1 protein-coding gene is annotated in these 1,520 nt (G+C 60.7%); it reads left to right on the top strand.

Going from position 1 to position 1,520, the window contains the following annotated elements:
- The coding region (locus AC07OH_RS31915; RefSeq protein WP_495303369.1) for a hypothetical protein at positions 1-1,520 on the top strand (1,520 nt) is incomplete at both ends.

The following is a 1,520-nucleotide window of genomic DNA, read 5'->3' as shown; positions in this document are numbered from 1 at the left end:
ATGCTGCTCGTGGCCGTGCTCAGACCCGACGACGTCGAGGTCGACAGACTGCTCACGTTGCTGTTCGTGGTGCTCAGTCCGGTGGACAAGCTGGAGATGCCACTGGTCGCCGTGCTCAGACCGCTCGAAGTAGAAGTCGACAGACTGTCGATGCTGCTCGTAGCTGTGCTCAGGCCGCTCGACGTGGACGTCGACAAACTGCTGACGTTGCTATTGGTGGTGCTCAGGCCCGTGGACAGGCTGGAGATGCCGCTGGTCGCCGTGCTCAGGCCGCTCGAAGTAGACGTCGACAGGCTGTCGATGCTGCTCGTGGCTGTGCTCAGACCACTCGAAGTGGACGTCGACAAGCTGCTGACGTTGCTGTTGGTCGTGCTCAGTCCGGTAGACAGGCTGGAGATCCCACTGGTCGCCGTGCTCAAGCCCGACGATGTCGAGGTCGACAAGCTGCTCACGTTGCTGTTCGTCGTGCTCAGGCCACTCGAAGTAGAAGTCGACAGGCTGTCGATGCTGCTTGTTGCCGTGCTCAAGCCGGACGACGTAGACGTCGACAGGCTACTGACGTTGCTGTTCGCGGTGCTCAGACCGGACGACGTCGAGGTCGACAAGCTGCTGACGCTGCTGTTAGTCGTGCTCAGGCCACTCGAAGTAGACGTCGACAGACTGTCGATGCTGCTCGTGGCCGTGCTCAGACCAGAGGACGTCGAGGTCGAGAGACTGCTGACGTTGCTGTTCGTGGTGCTCAGGCCCGTGGACAGGCTGGAGATACCGCTGGTCGCTGTGCTCAGACCGCTCGAGGTAGACGTCGACAAGCTGCTGACGTTGCTGTTGGTCGTGCTCAGGCCACTCGAAGTAGAAGTCGACAGGCTGTCGATGCTGCTCGTTGCCGTGCTCAAGCCGGACGACGTCGAAGTCGAGAGGCTGCTCACGTTGCTGTTCGTCGTGCTCAGACCCGTCGACAGGCTGGAGATACCGCTGGTCGCGGTGCTCAGACCGCTCGAAGTGGACGTCGACAGACTACTGACATTGCTATTCGCTGTGCTCAGGCCAGACGACGTCGAGGTCGACAAGCTGCTGACGTTGCTGTTCGTGGTGCTCAGACCAGACGACGTGGAGGTCGACAGGCTGCTCACGTTGCTGTTGGTCGTGCTCAAACCCGTCGACAGGCTGGAGATACCGCTGGTCGCCGTGCTCAAGCCCGACGATGTCGAGGTCGACAAGCTGCTCACGTTGCTGTTCGTCGTGCTCAGGCCACTCGAAGTAGAAGTCGACAGGCTGTCGATGCTGCTTGTTGCCGTGCTCAAACCGGACGACGTAGACGTCGACAGGCTGCTGACGTTGCTATTCGCTGTGCTCAGGCCAGACGACGTGGAGGTCGACAAGCTGCTGACGTTGCTGTTCGTGGTGCTCAGGCCCGTGGACAGGCTGGAGATCCCACTGGTCGCAGTGCTCAGACCGCTCGACGTCGAAGTCGACAGGCTGCTCACATTGCTGTTCGTCGTGCTCAGACCAGTAGACAGACT

It is taken from the genome of Variovorax sp. GW821-FHT10C12 (assembly GCF_059415405.1).
Note: the sequence above shows the minus strand (reverse complement) of the source record. Positions and strands in the feature narration are given on the sequence as shown.